Source organism: Acidimicrobiales bacterium (genome assembly GCA_035316325.1).
Lineage (GTDB): Bacteria > Actinomycetota > Acidimicrobiia > Acidimicrobiales > VFJN01 > DASXTK01.
Genome location: DATHJB010000017.1, coordinates 51192 through 68324 on the forward strand (window position 1 = coordinate 51192; position 17133 = coordinate 68324).

At 72.6% G+C, this 17133-nt stretch carries 15 protein-coding genes; 5 read left to right on the forward strand and 10 right to left on the reverse strand.

The features are described 5' to 3' along the window. Positions 1–219: 219 nt before the first annotated feature. The gene (locus VK611_02390) at positions 220–3573 is read left to right on the forward strand and encodes an AAA family ATPase (protein ID HMG40140.1); all 3354 of its coding nucleotides are present in this window, start codon (positions 220–222) and stop codon (positions 3571–3573) included. A gap of 55 nt (positions 3574–3628) precedes the next feature. On the opposite strand, the gene sufC is transcribed toward VK611_02390, so the two are convergent. The 5 genes from sufC to sufB form a co-directional block, all read right to left on the reverse strand. Further along, positions 3629–4426, reverse strand: a complete 798-nt coding sequence (gene sufC / locus VK611_02395; protein ID HMG40141.1) for a Fe-S cluster assembly ATPase SufC — start codon at positions 4424–4426, stop codon at positions 3629–3631. After that, positions 4426–4737: a non-heme iron oxygenase ferredoxin subunit gene (locus VK611_02400; GenBank protein ID HMG40142.1), complete on the reverse strand. Its 312-nt coding sequence runs from the start codon at positions 4735–4737 to the stop codon at positions 4426–4428. The genes sufC and VK611_02400 overlap by 1 nt, the downstream gene beginning before the upstream one ends. Next, positions 4734–6017 carry a SufD family Fe-S cluster assembly protein gene (locus VK611_02405; GenBank protein ID HMG40143.1) on the reverse strand — a complete coding sequence of 428 codons (1284 nt, stop codon included), beginning with the start codon at positions 6015–6017 and terminating at the stop codon, positions 4734–4736. The genes VK611_02400 and VK611_02405 overlap by 4 nt, the downstream gene beginning before the upstream one ends. 33 nt (positions 6018–6050) lie before the next feature. Beyond that, complete coding sequence (locus tag VK611_02410; GenBank protein ID HMG40144.1) at positions 6051–6410, reverse strand: hypothetical protein; 360 nt, start codon at positions 6408–6410, stop codon at positions 6051–6053. Positions 6411–6474: 64 nt separating this feature from the next. Continuing rightward, positions 6475–7875, reverse strand: coding sequence for a Fe-S cluster assembly protein SufB (gene sufB, locus VK611_02415; protein ID HMG40145.1), 1401 nt, complete (start codon positions 7873–7875; stop codon positions 6475–6477). A gap of 145 nt (positions 7876–8020) precedes the next feature. Between sufB and VK611_02420 the strand changes: the two genes are divergently transcribed. From VK611_02420 to VK611_02430, 3 genes are all read left to right on the forward strand, one after another. Further along, positions 8021–8755, forward strand: a complete 735-nt coding sequence (locus VK611_02420) for a response regulator transcription factor (protein HMG40146.1) — start codon at positions 8021–8023, stop codon at positions 8753–8755. 71 nt (positions 8756–8826) lie between these two features. Next, positions 8827–9675 carry a HAMP domain-containing sensor histidine kinase gene (locus tag VK611_02425; protein ID HMG40147.1) on the forward strand — a complete coding sequence of 283 codons (849 nt, stop codon included), beginning with the start codon at positions 8827–8829 and terminating at the stop codon, positions 9673–9675. Between the two features lie 118 nt (positions 9676–9793). Next, a complete protein-coding gene (locus VK611_02430; GenBank protein HMG40148.1) occupies positions 9794–10999 on the forward strand; it encodes a VWA domain-containing protein in 1206 nt (401 codons plus the stop codon). A 57-nt stretch (positions 11000–11056) separates the two neighbouring features. Here VK611_02430 and VK611_02435 read toward each other — a convergent pair whose 3' ends face one another. The 3 genes from VK611_02435 to VK611_02445 all read right to left on the reverse strand — a co-directional run bounded on the left by VK611_02435 (position 11057) and on the right by VK611_02445 (position 15817). Then, on the reverse strand, positions 11057–12925 hold the full coding sequence (locus VK611_02435; GenBank protein ID HMG40149.1) for an ABC transporter ATP-binding protein: 1869 nt from the start codon (positions 12923–12925) through the stop codon (positions 11057–11059). Next, a complete protein-coding gene (locus VK611_02440) occupies positions 12915–14738 on the reverse strand; it encodes an ABC transporter ATP-binding protein (GenBank protein ID HMG40150.1) in 1824 nt (607 codons plus the stop codon). Before VK611_02440 ends, VK611_02435 begins: the two co-directional genes overlap by 11 nt. A 176-nt stretch (positions 14739–14914) precedes the next feature. Next, positions 14915–15817, reverse strand: a complete 903-nt coding sequence (locus VK611_02445) for an MOSC N-terminal beta barrel domain-containing protein (GenBank protein HMG40151.1) — start codon at positions 15815–15817, stop codon at positions 14915–14917. Positions 15818–15859: 42 nt separating this feature from the next. Here VK611_02445 and VK611_02450 point away from each other — a divergent pair, with 42 nt between their 5' ends. Then, positions 15860–16315: a DUF2752 domain-containing protein gene (locus VK611_02450; GenBank protein ID HMG40152.1), complete on the forward strand. Its 456-nt coding sequence runs from the start codon at positions 15860–15862 to the stop codon at positions 16313–16315. A gap of 16 nt (positions 16316–16331) precedes the next feature. Here the strand turns inward: VK611_02450 and VK611_02455 are convergent, their stop codons facing one another. Together VK611_02455 and VK611_02460 are read right to left on the reverse strand one after the other, a co-directional pair. Next, positions 16332–16850 (reverse strand): gamma carbonic anhydrase family protein, encoded by a 519-nt coding sequence (locus tag VK611_02455; GenBank protein ID HMG40153.1) that lies wholly within the window; start codon positions 16848–16850, stop codon positions 16332–16334. Beyond that, positions 16847–17133, reverse strand: a 287-nt coding sequence (locus VK611_02460) for a flavin reductase family protein (GenBank protein HMG40154.1), incomplete at its 5' end; no start/stop codon positions are given. The genes VK611_02460 and VK611_02455, both read right to left, overlap by 4 nt.

The window sequence follows — 17133 nt, forward strand, 5'->3', positions numbered from 1 at the left end:
CTCCGCTCCGCCACGAACGTGACCACCGCTGGCTCCCAGGACGTTTCCGCTGATGAGCACTTTGCAACAGGGCCCGCAAAGAACGCGCAACGTCGCCGACAGCAGAGCGCGCGAGGTGTTCGCACGACCGCGACCAGCGGTGGCGGCCTTTGCCCTGTCTCGCGCACGCAGTGTCACACTGGGTGTCGGCTCTTCCGGGACGACGGTACGGGGAGGCAGATGGGGCTCGAGATCACGCTCGTGGGGGACGTGACCATCCGTCGGACGAACGCGGCCGACGGGACCGGCGTCGACCAGCCCCGTCGGCTGCGCAGCGCCCAGGCGCGCGTGGCCTTCGCCCTGCTCACCCTGGAGCGCCAGCGGGGCGTCACCCGAGATGCCCTGGCCGAGGCCGTGTGGCCCGAGGGACTGCCCGCCACCTGGGAATCGGCGCTGCGGACGGTGGTGAGCCGGGTGCGGGCGTTCGTCGCCCCCGACGCCGCCTCGGGCGACGACGGCGGGCCGCTGGTGGCCCACGGCGGCCGCTACCTGCTGCACCTGCCCGACGACGTGGTGGTCGACGTCGAGCACGCCGACACCTGCCTGACGGAGGCCCAGTCGGCGACCGCGGCGGGCGACGTCGAGCGGGCCCGGCGGCTCGCGCAGACCGCGGTCGATCGTTTGCGCCCGCCGTTCCTGCCCGACCATGACGGCGAGTGGGTGACCAACCAGCGCGAGCAGGTCGCGGCCCAGCTGGTGACCGGGCTGGAGCTGCTCAGCCAGACGGCCTCCCAGCTGGGTGACCACGCCAGCGCCCTGGCCGCCGCCAACGACGCCGTCGCCCGGACGCCGTTGCGCGAGAGCGCCCACCGCTGCCGCATGGCGGCCCACGCTGCCGCCGGCAACCGCGCCGAGGCGCTGCGGGCCTACCAGCAGCTGCGCACGATGCTGGTCGACGAGATGGGCGTCGACCCGTCGCCCGAGACCGAGACCGCCTACCTGTCGCTGCTGGGCCCGCTCCCGGCGACCCACCGGCCGGTGCTGGCCGCGGCCGACGCCCCTCGCGCCGCCGCACCCGCCATGCCGCCGGGCTCACCGCCCCCGTTCGTGGGCCGGGAGGCCGAGCTGGCGGAGCTGCGTGCGGCGTGGCGGGCCGCGCGGGCGGGGCAACCCCGGCTGGTGCTGATCAGCGGCGAGGCGGGCAGCGGCAAGACCCGGCTGGCGAGCGAGGCGGCCCGTGAGATCGGCGCCGACGGTGCCCTGGTGCTGCTGGGCCGCTGCGACCCCACCCACGGCACCCCCTACCAGCCACTGGTCGAGCTGCTCGACGGCTTCCTCTACGCCCTCCCCCGCGACTGGACGCAGGAGTGGCGGCCCATGGTGCGCGCCGCGCTGGCCACGGTGTTCCCGTCGGTCGCCGGCCCCGACGACCCTCCGCCCGGAGCGATCCACGACCGGGCCCAGCTGTTCGACGCGGTCACCGAGATCCTGGTCGACGCCGCCGGCGACCGACCCATCCTGATCGTGCTCGACGACGCCCCCGCCGCCGACGAGGACTCCCTGGCCCTGCTCCGGCACCTGGTGCGCCACGTCGGCGAGGCGCCGCTGCTGGTGGTGGCGCTGGCCCAGCCCCGCGTCCCCTACGGCCACCCGCTCGCCGACACGCTCCGGGCCCTCGACCGCGACGGCCTGCTGCAGCGCCTCCCGCTGGGCGGGCTCACCGAGAACGACGTGCGCGACCTGCTGGAGCTGATCCGCCCCGGCGACTCCGTCGAGGCGCGGGCGCGGCTCACCCGGTCGCTGCTGGCCGACACATCGGGCAACCCGCTGATGCTGGTGGAGCTGCTGCGCGACATCGACGAGGGTCCCGACCACGTCGTGCCGGCCGGCGTGCAGGACCTGGTCGAGCGCAAGCTCGACGGGCTGGGCGACGCGGCGCACGACCTGCTGCGGGCCGCCGCGGTGGCGGCCGTGGGCGGGCAGGAGTTCGACCTCGACCTGGTGGAGCACGCCCTCGGCCTCGACCGCCTGGCCGTGCTCGACGCCCTCGACGAGGCCCTCGACAGCGGGCTGGTGGCCGAGGTGGGCACCGGCTACCGCTTCACCCAGGAGGTGACGCGCCGCACGCTGTACGACCGCCTCAGCGAGCCCCGGCGCCGCCACCTGCACGAACGCCTGGCCGACGCCATCGAGGCGCTCCGGGCCGGGTCGCCGGACGACCACGCGGCCACGCTCGCCGAGCACCGCTTCGCCGCGGCGACAAGCGGCGGTGACCGCCGGGCGGTGGCGTCGGCCCGTGCCGCGGCAGCTCGGGCCCGGGCCGACCGGGCGCCGGCCGAGGTCGTGCGGCTCTGCGAGGTGGCCCTGGCCCACGTGCCGGGCGACGACCTCGTCCTGCAGACCGAGGTGCTCACCGACCTGGGCCTGGCGCTGGCCGACGCCGGCGAGAGCCGCGCCGAGCAGGTGCTCCTCGGCGCCGCTCTCCAGGCCCGCCGCTGCGCCCGCCCCGACCTGGCCGCCCGGGCCGCGCTCGGCCTGGCCGACATGGCCCGCGCCCTGCCCGCCCTCCGCCCGGACGTGGCGGCGCTGGTGGACGACCTCGTCGACTCGGTGGAGCCGACCGACCTCGTGACCGCTCGGCTGGTCGCCAGGCACGTGGAGCTCGGCGCCGGCGACGGGGTGTCACAGCAGGTCGTCACCACCGCGTCGAGCACGCTGCTCGCCCGGCTCGACGAGCTGGCCGGCCCGGAGGACCTCGCCGAACGCCTCAGCCTGGCGACCGAGCTGGTCGCCCTCAGCACGCGACTCGACCACGACCGCGCCGCCGCTCTGGCCGCAGCCGCCGCCCACCACCGGGCCATGGCCGCGGCGCTGACGGGCGACTGGAAGACCGCCGACCACACCCTCGGCCGGGCCGGTGACCAGGCCATGCGGGCGCAACGGGCGGTCGTGGTGGCGGTGACGCAGGGCGACTTCGCCGGAGCCGCGGCGCTGGCCGAGAAAGGCGCGCCAACGGCGTCGGCCCGCCGCCAGCTGCTGGTGGCCCGCTGGCTCCAGGGCCGCCTCGGCGCCGACGACGCCGACGACGACACCGGCTACGACCCTGCCGAGCAGGTGCTGATCGCCCTCGACCGCGGCAACCGGGGCCAGGCCCGTCTGGCGATGCACGACCTGGCCAACGGCGTCGATCCCCTGCCGGGCGGCGACACCTGCCTGCATTCGCTGGGCCTGCTGGCGCTGGCCGCGGTCGAGCTGGGCGACGCCGCCACCGCCGAGGCCGTGCGCCGGCAGCTGGCGCCCCACGCCGAGCTGTGGTGCGCCGACGGCTACCGCAGCTTCGTCGGCACGGCCGGCTTCCACATGGGCCGGCTGGCCGCGGTGGGCGGCGACCTGGCCTATGCCGAGCGCTACCTCATGCCCGCGCTCAGCCAGCACGCCGAGATGCAGGCCCGCCCGTGGGTCGCCCTCACCCAGCACGCCCTCGCCGACGTGCTGGCCGCCCGGGGCCGGGCGTCGGACCGCGACTGGGTCGACGCCCTGCGCTCCGAGGTCCGCTGGATGGCCGCCGACCTCGGCCTCCGCCCCCTCAAATAACCCCGAAACTTCGACACAGATGGCGCCATGGCCACCACTTCTGTCGAGATTTCGGCTATTCGCCGCCGAAGAGGTCGGCGAAGGTCTCGGTGCGGCGGATCGTGACCGGCTCCTCCTCGGCCAGCTCGGAGCCGAGCATCCCGGCGTAGCCGTCGCGCTCCAGCTCCTCGGCCAGCTCGGGGCCGCCCGAGCGCACCACCATCCCCCGGGCGAGCACGTGCACCCGGTCGGCCCGCAGCTCGGAGAGCAACCGGCTGTAGTGGGTGATCGCCAGCACGCCGAGGCCGTTGTTGGTGGCGGCCTCGATGCGCCGGGAGCAGGCCCGCAGCGCGTCGACGTCGAGCCCGGAGTCGAGCTCGTCGAGCACGGCGATCGCCGGCTGCAGCACCGCCAGCTGCAGGGTCTCGTTCTTCTTCTTCTCGCCGCCCGACAGGTCGACGTTGAGCGCCCGGCCCAGCAGGCGGGCGTCGAGGTCGAGCCGCGACGCCTCGGCCTCGATGCGCAGGTCGACGCCCTCGGGGTCGCGCCCTGCCGCCGCCAGCGCATAGCTCAGCAGCTCCTGCAGCGACACGCCCGGCACCTCGGTCGGGTACTGCAGCGCCAGGAACAGCCCGGCCTGCGCCCGCTCGTAGGGGGTCATCGCGAGGATGTCCCGGCCGTCGAGCGTCACCGAGCCGCCCAGCACCTCGTAGCCGGGGCGCCCCATGATCACGTGGGCCAGCGTCGACTTGCCTGACCCGTTGGGCCCCATCACCGCGTGCACCTCGCCCGACCGCACGGTCAGGTCGACGCCCCGCAGGATCTCCTTACCGGCGACACCGGCCCGCAGGCCCGAGATCTCGAGGACAGCCATCAGTCGACCACCACCAACACGTCGTCGCCGTCGACGACGACCTCGTAGACGGGCACACCCTTGGTGGCCGGCAGGGTCAGCGACTCGCCGGTCTCCAGCGAGAACTCGCTGCCGTGCTTCCAGCACTCGATGGTCTTCTCACCGGTGTGGATCTCGCCCTCGGACAGCGAGATGTTCTGGTGCGAGCAGACGTCGCCGATGGCGTACACGTCGTCGTCCAGGCGCACCACGGCGATGTGCCGCCCGTCGACGTCGAACCGCCGAGCCGTGTTCGGCTCCAGCTCGTCGAACGCGCAGATCCGCTGCTTCACGATTCTCTCCGGTCGAACTTGGCGGCCACGGTCTTCGCCAGCACCGAAGCGAGGCCCGCGACGGGCAGCTTGGCCAGCACCTCGCCGAAGAAGCCGCCCACGATGAGGCGCTCGGCCACGTCGGTCGGCAGGCCCCGGCTCTCCAGGTAGAAGCGCTGCTCCTCGTCGATCGGGCCAACGGCCGAGGCGTGGCTGCAGCGCACGTCGTTGTTCTCGATCATCAGGTTGGGGATCGACTCGGCCCACGCCTGCTCGGACAGCTTCACGTTGCGGTTCGTCTGGAAGGCGTTGGTGCCCCGGGCATCCTTCCCGACCCGGATGAGCCCCGTGTACACCGAGCGGGAACGACCGCCACCGGCCCCCTTGAACAGCAGGTTGCTGGTGCAGTCAGGGGCGACGTGCTCCTGGAAGGTGCGGAAGTCGAGCGTCTGGTCGCCCTCGCCGAAGTAGATGGCGTCGAGCTCGCCGGTGGCGCCCCGGCCGACCATGCGGCAGTCGGTGCGCAGGCGGGCGTACTCGCCGCCGAAGCCCACCGACGTGGAGCGGAACGTGGCCTCGGCCTCGACCCGGGAGGCCTGCAGGCCGATCTGCCAGGTGGACAGGTCGAGCTGCTGCACGTTGACGAAGCCGACCCGGGCGGCCCGCTCGGCCACGATCTCGGTGACCGGCACCACCAGGCCACCCTGGCCCGCCGACACCTGCACCTCGATCACCGACGCCGAGCTGTCGGCGCCGGCGTGGACCACCAGGCGGGGGAAGGCCGCCACCCGGTCGCCCTCGGTGACGTGCACGACCACCACGGGGGCGGGCAGCACCAGGCCGTCGGGGATGCGCACGACGACGGGCTCCAGCTGGGCGGCGTCGTTCAGGAGGGTGAAGGCGTCGGTGGCGGAGGGAGTGGGGCCCTCGCTGGAGAGCGCCTCGCCCAGCACGCCGACGTCGCCCTCGGCCGCCGGTCCGACCAGCAGGCCCTTGGCGGCGAGGCCCTCGTCGACCTCGACGTCGACCACCCGGCCGTTGCGGGCGACGACCGTGGCCGCCCGGTCGACCAGGGCGCCGAGTACGTCGGGCACGTGCGACGACACGCCGCCGCGGCCGGGACCGTCGGACAGGGTGTACCCGTCGAGGTCGAGGTCGTCGATGCGGCTGTAGCGCCACAGCTCCTCGTCGGTGCTGGGCATGTCGACCTTGGCGAAGGCGGCGAGCGCCTCGGCCCGCCGCTCACGCAGCCAGTCGGGGCCGTCCAGCTCGAGGACGGCATCGGTCAGCGACGTGCTCACGTGTGAACCTCTACCTCGACCCGGAGCTCAGACTCAGGAACGCTTGCGCCACCAGCGCTTCCAGCGGGGAGACTCCTCCTCGCGGCGCTGGGCCTGCACCTCGGCCAGGACGGAAGGCCCGACCGAGTTGATGATCTCCTCGGCCTCGTCGAGCAGCTTGGCCACCGAACCGTCGCCACGGTCGAGCGCGTCGAGCGGCTCGGCCGGTGTGGCCGGGGTGACCAGGGTGCCGTGGGCCCAGTTGACGTCGGCCATGCGCCGCTCGTAGCGGGGACAGTCGGCCGGGCAACGCCAAGGGGCCTCGGGGGCGAGATCGAGATCGCACTTCCGCACCGTCTCGCCGTTGCGATAGGTGCGGGACTCGAAGTGCTTGCAGTCCTGGCGCATCGGCACAGCGCCATTGTGCCAGGACTGCAGGATGGAGCGGTATGCAGGTCAGCGGACATTCAGCTTGGGTCTAACCGACCGAGCCTTCCATCTGGAGCTCGATCAGCCGCGACCACTCCACGGCGTACTCCATGGGCAGGGTGCGGGTGACGGGCTCGATGAAGCCGTTGACGATCATGCTCATCGCCTGCTCGTCGCTGAGACCTCGGCTCTTCAGGTAGAAGAGCTGCTCGTCGGCCACCTTCGACACCGTCGCCTCGTGACCGACGACCGCGTCGCGGGCACCGATCTCCATGGTGGGGAAGGTGTCGCTGATCGAGTCCTCGTCGAGGATCAGGGCGTCGCACTGCACGTGGCTCTTGCAGCCGTAGGCGTCGTCCTCGACCCGGACCAGGCCGCGGTACGACGTGCGGCCGCCGTCCTTGGAGATCGACTTCGACACGATCTTCGAGGTGGTCTCGGGGGCAGCGTGCACCATCTTGGCGCCGGCGTCCTGGTGCTGGCCCGGCCCTGCGTAGGCGACCGAGAGAACCTCGCCCGACGCCTTCGGGCCGACCATGTACACCGACGGGTACTTCATGGTGAGCCGCGAGCCGATGTTGCCGTCGATCCACTCCATGTGGCCCTCGGCCTCGACCCGCGCCCGCTTGGTGACCAGGTTGAACACGTTGTTCGACCAGTTCTGGATGGTCGTGTAGGTGACCCGGGCGCTGGGCTTGACCACGATCTCGACCACCGCGGAGTGCAGCGAGTCGGACGTGTACACCGGCGCCGAGCAGCCCTCGATGTAGTGCACCCGCGAGCCCTCGTCGGCGATGATCAGCGTGCGCTCGAACTGGCCCATGTTCTCGGTGTTGATCCGGAAGTAGGCCTGCAGGGGCATGTCGACCTCGACGCCCGGCGGCACGTAGATGAACGACCCGCCCGACCACACCGACGAGTTCAGCGCCGAGAACTTGTTGTCGTTCTTGGGGATGATCTTGCCGAAGTAGGGCTTGACGATCTCGGGGTAGTCGCGCAGCGCCGTGTCCATGTCGCAGAAGATGACGCCCTGCTTCTCGAGGTCCTCACGGTTGCGGTGGAACACGACCTCGGACTCGTACTGGGCGGTGACGCCGGCCAGGTACTTCCGCTCCGCCTCCGGGATGCCCAGCTTCTCGTAGGTGTTCTTGATGGCGTCGGGCAGCTCGTCCCACTGGTCGACCTGACCCTCGGTGGGCTTCACGTAGTAGAAGATGTCGTCGAAGAAGATCTGGGACATGTCGCCGCCCCAGTTCGGCATGGGACGACGTTCGAAGTGCTTGAGCGAGCTGAGGCGGAAGTCGAGCATCCAGTCGGGCTCGCCCTTCATCCACGACATCTCGCGGACGATCTCCTCGTTCAGGCCCTTGCGGGGCTTGAAGACGTAGTTGCTCTCTTCGTCGGACCAACCGAGCTTGTAACGCCCCAGGTCGAGATCAGCAACGGCCATGTGTGCGGTTCCTTCGTCCTTGACGGTCGGCAGAAGGCTGCGGAATTTCTCCTACGGCGATAGTAGCAATCCCCTCGCGCCGCTCCACAGACCTGACCGCGCGTCTTGACGACTTCGCCGCTCACGGTGGGAAGCTGTCGTGCTCATGCCGGGAAGACAGGACGACGGGCCGCGCCCGCTGGTGCTGCTGGCCGACGACGAGGAGGCCATCACCGCCAACCTGGCGCCCTTCCTCGAACGGTCGGGCTTCCGGGTGCACGTGGTGCACGACGGCGAGGCCGCGCTGCGGGCCGTCCACGACCGCGATCCCGACCTCTGCGTGCTCGACGTGCTGATGCCCAGGCTCAACGGCCGTGAGGTGCTGCGCCGCCTGCGGGCCGACGGCATGTGGGGGCCGGTGCTGCTGCTCACCCAGGTCGGCGAGGCGGGCGAGCGGGCCATGGCGCTGGAGGAGGGGGCCGACGACTACCTCAACAAGCCGTTCGACCCCCAGGAGCTGGTGGCCCGCATCCGGGCGGTGCTCCGCCGGGCCCGGCCCGGCCGACCGCCGCTCAGCGCCGCCGGCACCCTCCGGAGCGGTCGCCTGCGCTTCGACCGGGTGGCCCGGCGCGCCTGGCTCGGCGACGGCGAGCTCACGCTGACGCCGAAGGCGCTGACCCTGCTCGACTACCTGCTCACGCATCCCGACGAGCTGCTCACGCGGGAGCGCCTGCTCGACGTCATCTGGGGCTTCACCACCCCGGTGGGCACCCGGGCGGTCGACAACCGCGTCGCCGAGCTGCGCCGCCTCCTCGGCGACGACGCCGCCGACCCCACCTGGATCGAGACCGTGTCCGGCCTCGGCTACCGCTTCTGCGCCAAGGTGGAGACCGCGTCGTGAGCGCACCGCCCGTCTCCCCTCCTTCTTTGCAGGAAAGGCGCCCTCTACGGGCGCTGGTCCTTCAAGGAGCGGTGGCCCCAGCGGCCCTGGGCCTCGCGGTGGCCGCCTTCCTGCGCCTCCGGTCACCCACCCAGAACGTCTACACGGAGACCCGGCTGTGGATCGCCGCGGCGATCGCCGGGCTGCTGGTGTCGGCCGTCCTGGTCGCGGTGACGCTGGGGCGGGAGCGGCTGGCGGCCGCCCGGACCGAGGCCCTGGTGACCGCGGGCGAGGAGCACCGGCGGTTCCTGCTGCGGCTGGACCACGAGCTGAAGAACCCGGTCACCGCCATCCAGGCGGGGCTGGCCAACCTCCCCGCGTCGGGAGCGGCGGCGAGCGTGTCGGCCCAGGCCCGCCGGCTGGCCGACCTGGTGGCCGACCTGCGCAAGCTCGCCGAGCTGGAGACCCGGCCGCTGGAGCGGGCGCCGGTCGACGTGGCCGAGATGCTCACCGAGATCCACGAGGTCGCCGTCGAGCTGCCCGGGGCCGACCAGCGGGCCCTCACGCTCAGCCTGCCGCAGGCCCCCTGGCCGGTCGGCACCATCCCCGGCGACCGCGACCTGCTGTTCCTGGCCATCCACAACCTGGTCGTGAACGCCGTGAAGTTCTCGCACCCGGGCGACCGCATCGAGATGCGCGCCCGCGACGAGGGCGACCACGTGGTGGTCGAGGTGGCCGACACCGGCATCGGCATCCCGGGCGACGAGGTGGACCACATCTGGGACGACCTGGCCCGCGGCTCAGCCGCCGCCGGCACGCCCGGGAGCGGGTTGGGCCTCGCCCTGGCCCGGGTCGTCGTCGGGCGCCACGGCGGCAGCGTCTGGGTGCGCAGCCGGGTCGGCGACGGGACCGTGATGGGCCTGCGACTCCCGGCGGCATGACCCGTCGCCGGATTGCGACCCGTGTCGCAGGACTGCGACACGGTCCTCCTACCGCTGCGACAACGGCTTCTCAAGATGCCCACGAGAAGCCAACCCCCTGGATGTTGAGGAGAGGACGATGAAGAGGAGATCGGGAGCGCTGCTCGTCATGGCAACCCTGCTGGTGGCGGTCGCGGGCTGCTCGGTGGGCACCAACGACGACAAGGCCGGCGACGTCGAGATCGACAGCGGCGACGGCGGCGACGACACGACCACCACCACCGAGGCCCCGGCCGACGACGGCGACAACGGCGACGGCGACACGACCGAGGAAGCCCCCGAGGGCGCCCTCCTGCTGATCATGGACGCGTCCGGGTCGATGAACGAGCTCGACTCGACGGGCAAGCCGCTGATCGACAGCGCCAAGGAGGCCCTGCACGGTGTCGTCGACAGCCTGCCCGACGGCCTGCACACCGGCCTCCGGGTGTTCGGCCACCGCTACCCCAACACCGACAAGGCCAACGGCTGCCGGGACAGCGAGCTGATCTCCCCGATCGACCCGCTCGACCGGGAGGCGCTCAACGACGCCATCGACGGCTACCAGGCCAAGGGCTTCACGCCGATCGGCTACTCCCTGCAGGAGGCGGCCAAGGACCTGCCGCCGGAGGGCCCGCGCACGATCATCCTGGTGTCCGACGGCGACGACACCTGCGCCCCGCCCGACCCCTGCCAGATCGCCCAGGACCTGCGGGCCGACGGCGTCGAGGTGGTCGTCAACACGGTCGGGTTCGCCCTCGGCGACAACCAGACCGCCCGTGACCAGCTCACCTGCATCGCGGAGGCGACCGATGGCCAGTTCACCGACGTCGCCGAGGCCGGCGACCTGGCCTCCACCCTGGAGGACGTCTCGGCCCGGGAGACCCGCCGCATCGAGACCCGCGGCCAGGAGCTGACGGGCGCGGCCATCCCTCGCGACGCCGAGACGGGCGAGCTGGACACCCAGTACGTCGACACCGTGGTCCACGGCGAGGTGAACTTCTACCGGTTCGAGATCGAGCCGGGCAGCCGGGTCGAGGCCGAGGTGTACACGGCCGGCAACCCGAACGGCGACAGCGACCTCCACTGCATGGCCACCTACCTCGTCGACAAGGCCGACACGTTCTACGCCTACAGCGACCAGGGCGGCGACTCCGCCTCCGAGGACCAGATCGACATCATCGAGCCGACTGACGTGAACGACGCCGACGAGGTCTTCCTCAAGCTCGACTCGTCGGACTGCATGGGCAGCGGCGGCAACCCGAACATCCAGTTCGACGTCGAGCTGCTGGTGCGGGTGGTCGAGTAGCCACCACGGTCGGCGAGGCGGTGCGTCCCGCGCGGAGGACGCACCGCCTCGGCGCGCCTACGCGCCGACGGCGTCGGTCTCGGGCTCGGTATCGGTGTCGTCGGCCACCGAGGCACCCCCGGCGATCCACGTGGCGTAGAGCTTGGTGTAGTGGCCGCCGGCGTCGAGCAGCTCGTCGTGGCTGCCCAGCTCCACCAGCTCGCCGTCGGCCACCACGCCCACCCGGTCGGAGCGCTCGGCGGTCGACAGGCGGTGGGCGATCACCACCACCGTGCGGCCGTCGAGGAGCCGGTCGACGGCGTCCTCCACCAACGCCTCCGTGCCGGGGTCGAGGCTCGACGTGGCCTCGTCGAGCACCAGCACCGCCGGGTTGGCCAGCGCCGCCCGGGCCAGCGAGATGAGCTGCTTCTCCCCCGCGGACAGCCGGCTGCCCCGCTCGCGCACCTCCGTCTCGAGGCCCTCGGGCATGGCGGCGAAGCGCTCGTAGGCGCCGACCGCCCGCAGCGCGGCGTCGACCTCCTCCTCGCCGGCGTCGATCCGGGCGAGCCGCACGTTGTCGCGGATCGAGCCGTTGAACAGGAACCCCTCCTGGGGGATGACCACCACCCGATCGCGCAGGGAGCCCAACGTGGCGTCCCGCAGGTCGACGCCACCGAAGCGCACCCGGCCCTCGGTCGGGTCGTAGAGCCGGGCGATCAGCTTGGCCAGGGTCGACTTGCCCGCCCCGGTGGGCCCCACCAGCGCCAGGCGGGAGCCGGCCGGGATGGACAGCGACACGTCGGACAGCACGGGGTCGGGGTCGACGTCGCGGGTCTCCTCGGCATCGGGGTCCGCCACCACCTCGTAGGCGAAGCTCACCCCGTCGACCTCGATGTCGCCCCTCGCCGGCAGGTCGACGGCCGCCTGCCGCTCGGGCACGTCGACGGGCGTGTCGAGCAGGTCGAACAGCTTGTGCAGCCCGGCCGCCGCCGACTGCACCATGTTGAACAGCTGGCTGAGCTGCTGCAGCGGCTCGAACAGGTTGGCCAGGGCCAGCACGAAGAACGCCACGGTCCCCACCGAGACGCTGCCGTCGTGCACCAGCCAGCCGCCGAAGCCCAGCGCCAGGGCGGTGGTGCCCCACCCGGCCAGCTCGATCACCGGCATGTACCAGGCCGACACCCACACCGACCGCATGTGGCTGTCGAACAGGCGCCGGCTGCGGGTGCGGAAGCGGTCGACCTCCACGTCCTCGCGGGCGAAGGCCTGCACCACCCGCACCCCGGCGATGCCCTCCTGGAGGTGCGACAGCGTGGAGCCGATGTCCTCGCGCACGTCGAGGTAGGCCTCGTTGGAGTCGCGCTGGAACTTGATGCTGGCGACGATCACCGGCGGCATCGCCAGGGCGCACACCAGCAGCAGCTGCCACGACACGGTGGCCAGCACCACCACGGAGATCACCAGCAGCAGGCCGTTGCTCACGAACATCGCCAGGCCCATCTGCACGAGCTCGGCCAGCGAGTCGATGTCGGAGGTCATGCGCGACACGATCACGCCGGCCTTCTCGCGGTCGTAGTACGGCATCGACAGGCGTTGCAGGTGGGCGAACACGCTGATGCGCAGGTCGCGGAGGAACTCCTCGCCGATCCGGCTGATCGACATGAACTGCACCCGGTTGGCCAGGTAGGCGAGGGCGGCGACGATCACGTAGCCGATCACCGCCCGGTCGAGGACGCCGCCGTCGTCGCGCTCGATGCCCGAGTCGATGCCCCAGCGGACCAGCAGCGGCCCGGCCAGCACGGTGGCGGTCCACAGCATCACCATGGCCAGGGAGAACAGCACCCGCCGGCGCTGGGGCCGCAGCCGGGCCGCAGCGCGCCGCATCACCGAGCCCGCCTGCTTGACGTCGAGGCGCTCCTCGTCGCTCACACCGGCGCTACGCCACATGCGTCGCTCCCCTGTCACTGTTGGCGGCGAGCACCTCGCGGTACCGCGAGCTGGTCGCCAGCAGCTCGTCGTGCGTGCCCGTGGCGGCGACCCGGCCACCGTCGATCAGGACCACCCGGTCGGCCAGGGCGATCGTCGCCGGCCGGTGGGCGATCACGAGCGTCGTCCGACCCGCCATCACCTCGCCGAGGGCGCCGCGGATCTCGTGCTCCTTGGTGGGGTCGACGGCCGACGTGGCGTCGTCGAGGATCAGCACCCGCGGGTCGGCCAGGATGGCCCGGGCGATGGCGAGGCGCTGCCGCTGGCCGCCCGACAGCGAGTAGCCCCGCTCGCCGATGCGGGTGTCGTAGCCGTCGGTCAGCCCCCGCACGAAGTCGTCGGCGCCGGCCAGGCGGGCCGCCCGCACCACCTCCTCCGGCGCCGCGCCCGGGTCCGCGAAGGCGATGTTCATGGCCACGGTGTCGCTGAACAGGAACGTCTCCTCGAACACGATCCCGACGGCCCGCCGCAGCTCCCGCAGGGCCACGTCGCGCACGTCGACGCCGTCGAGCAGGATCCGACCGCCGTCGACGTCGTAGTAGCGGGGCAGCAGCCGGCCGATCGTGCTCTTGCCCGACCCGGTGGAGCCCACCAGGGCCACCGACTCGCCGGGCCGGATGGTCAGGTCGAACCCGGCGAACACCGGCGCCCCTCCGTAACCGAACGTCACGTCCTCGAAGCGCACCTCGCCGACGGGCCCGTCCGTCGAGCCGCCGTTGCCGCCGGGGCCGTCGGTGCCGCGGTCCCGGACGACCGCCGGCAGCGACACCGGGTGGTGGGGGTCGGTGACCTCCGGCTCGGTGGCCAGCACCTCCTGCACCCGGCCCGCCGACACCGCCGCCCGCTGCGCCTGGGCCACGATCCAGCCGAGCATCCGCAGCGGCCAGATCAGCATGGTCACGTACACGTTGAAGGCGACGAGGTCGCCCAGGCTGAGGCTGCCCTCGAGCACCCGGTGGCCGCCGTAGCCGAGCACGGCGATGAAGCCGATCATCGGCAGCAGCTCCAGCGCCGGCACGAACTGGGCGCGGGTGCGGGCGGCGCCCAGCGACTCGCTGAACACGTCGTCGGCCTCGACCTGCAGGCGGGCGGCCTGGATCTGCTCGGCGCCGAGCCCCTTCACCACCCGCACGCCGGCCACCGACTCCTCCACCACCGCGGCCAGCTCCGCCGACTCCCGCTGGATGCCGGTCACGAACGGGTGCAGGCGCCGGGAGAAGCGGGTGGCCAGCACGTTCATCAGCGGCAGCGACCCCAGCGCCAGCAGCGTGAGCAGCGGGTCGATGGCGACGAGGATCGCGGTGACCGCCAGCACGGTGGCGCCGTTGGAGATCGTCAGCGGGACCAGCACCAGGAACGCCTGCACCTGCTGCAGGTCGGTGTTGGCCCGGCTCATCAGCTCGCCGGCCTGGGCCCGGTCGTGGAAGCCGAAGTGGAGCCGCTGCAGGTGGGCGAACATCCGCTCGCGCAGGTCGGTCTCCACCCAGCGGGCGACGCGGAACGCGTGGTAGCGGCGCAGGCCGGTGAACACGGCCGAGACGACGGCGACGGCTCCGAGCGCCAGCGACCAGGTGCGCAGGGCACCCGCGTCGTCGGCCTTGATGCCCTCGTCGATGGCCTGCTTCACCAGCACGCCGGTGCTGACCTTGGCGGCCGTCCACACCAGTCCGGCGGCGACGGCGGCGGCGATGCCTCTTCGCTGCTGACGAGCCTCCGCACGGATGAGACCCCAGCCGGCTGCCGAGGTCGTGTCCTGGCCCATCCGCTCCGCCATGTCCCGCTATGACCCCCCTGCCCTGGCGCCTGACCCGGCGGTCAGGTTAGCGGCGGGGTGGACGAGTCCTTCCGGGCCGCGACTGTGCCCGGGCGACCCGCCATGCCCGTTCCGCTACGTCCACTCCCTATGGTACGAAACCGGCCCGGGTTGTGCCGAGCCGGGGTTCGGAACGGTCAGTCGGCCTGCACCCGGACGTGGTCGCCGACGCGCACTCGACCGCCCGCCTGCACCTCGCAGTAGACCCCGGCACAGGCCCACGTCCCGAAGCCCGCGATCTCCACCCGGTTGTGGGCCGCGATGGTCCTCAGGGTGCGGCGGTCGCGGGGCAGCTCCTCCTGCGCCAGCGTCGTCATCACGCAGCGCATGGTCGGGAGCTGGACGCCGAGCGTCGCGCCGTCGTCGCCCAGCACCACCTTCCGTCCGACCCAGTCGTTCTCCACGAAGCCCTCACCCGCGGCCTCGGCCTCGGCCTCGAGGAGCACGTTGGGCCGGTAGCGGCGCACGTCGAAGGTGGCCTCGGGGTCGAGCTCCGCCAGCCTCGCCAGCGTCGCCGTGGTCAGCAGGTGCACCACCGACAGGTCGAAGAACGTCCCGGGTGGTGCGAACAGCCCCGCCGGGATGGCGCTGACCACGTCGCCGTCCTCTTCACGGCCGATGGCGGTCTGGTCGACGAACTCCTCCGGCGCGAGGCCGGCGATGTCCGGCCACACCTCCTCGAACTCCAGACCCGTGGTGTGGGGCGTCGCCACGGCGAGCCGCACGTCGCGGCCGAGGGCCTTCGACAGCCAGGTGTCGACGTCGGGATCGTCGGAGCGCACCGCGCCGTCGGGCCCGGTGATCACCACGGGCGGCGGCGGGCCGGCAACCGTCGGCTCGTCGACGAACCGGGCGGCGAAGCCGAGCAGCCCGGCCCACTTGCGAGGGTTCTTGGCGCTGGCGATCTTCCCGTCGACCTGGTCGATCAGGGCGTAGGCCCGGTCGCCCAGCACCCCCGCCGGGCCGACCACGGCCTCGTCGAGCACCTCGCCCCGCATCGACTTGACCGGGTACCGATACAGACCGTGCACCACCGGCATCGCTCCCCCTCCCGTTGGGGGGCGACGCTACCGTGAGCCGTGGTGAGCGCCTCCGACCTGGTCCCCGTGGTGTCGCCGGAGACGGCGGACGTCGACCGCCGGGGCGTCGTGAGCCGGCTGGCCGTGCTGGGCGGGATCGCCGGCGTGACCGGCTACGTGTTCCTCGCCGACCCCGACGGCACCGGCACCTACCCCCGCTGCCCGAGCCGCTGGCTGCTGGGGATCGACTGCCCGGCGTGCGGCGGCCTGCGGGGCACCAACGCCCTGCTGCACGGCCGCATCGGCGAGGCCCTCGACCACAACCTGCTGTTGCCGGGTCTCCTCGGCGCCTTCGCACTGCTGCTGGGGCTGTGGCTGCTGCCGCTCTTCGGCCGCCCGGAGCGTCAGCTGCGCCTGCCCGCCTGGCTGGCGGTCACGCTGGTGGGCGCCCTGGCGGCCTTCACCGTCGCCCGCAACCTGCCCTTCTCGGCCTTCGACTACCTCGCCTCCGAGGCCTGAGCCTCAGAGCGCTCGTTCAGTCGAGGCGGCGGAGGTCCTTGCGGTACCAGGCCGATCGCTCGACGTAGGAGCGGGCGCCGAGGTCGATCATCAGCTCGGGGTCCACCGCGTCGAGCCGGAGCTTGGCCGGCACGCCCAGCGCCATCGCCCGGCTCGGCACCTCCATGCCCCCCGGCACCAGCGCGTTGGCGCCGACCAGCGCCTCGGTCCGCACGATCGCCTGGTGCAGCACCACCGACCCCGAGCCCACCAGCGCCCGGTCCTCGATCGTGCAGCCCTCCAGGTGCACCAGATGGCCGATCACGCAGTCGGCGCCCACCAGCGTCGGCAGGCCCGGCGCCACGTGGATCACGGTGCCGTCCTGGATCGACGTGCGGGCGCCCACCACGATCGGGGCGTTGTCGGCCCGCAGCACCGTCGACGGCCACACCGACGCCTCGGGACCCAGCTCCACCAGCCCGATCAGCACCGCATCCGGGTGCACGTAGGCGTCCGGGTGGATCGTCGGCTCCAGGTCGCCCAGGGCGTAGATCACAGGCCGACCCGGCCGTAGCCACCTCGGAAGAAGATCAACGGGCCGCCTTCGTGGCCGACGCCGAGGTCGTGGACCCGGCCCAGGACGATCCAGTGGTCGCCGGCCTCGTGCACGTCCGCCAGCTCGCAGTCGATCCAGGCGAGCGCCCCGGTCAGCACCGGCGCCCCGCTGGCCGCGGACGGGCGGTACCCCAGCCCGGCGAACTTGTCGGCGCCGGACGAGGCGAAGACCCGGCTCACGTCCTCCTGGTCGTCGGCGAGGACGTTGACCACGAAGTGCCCGG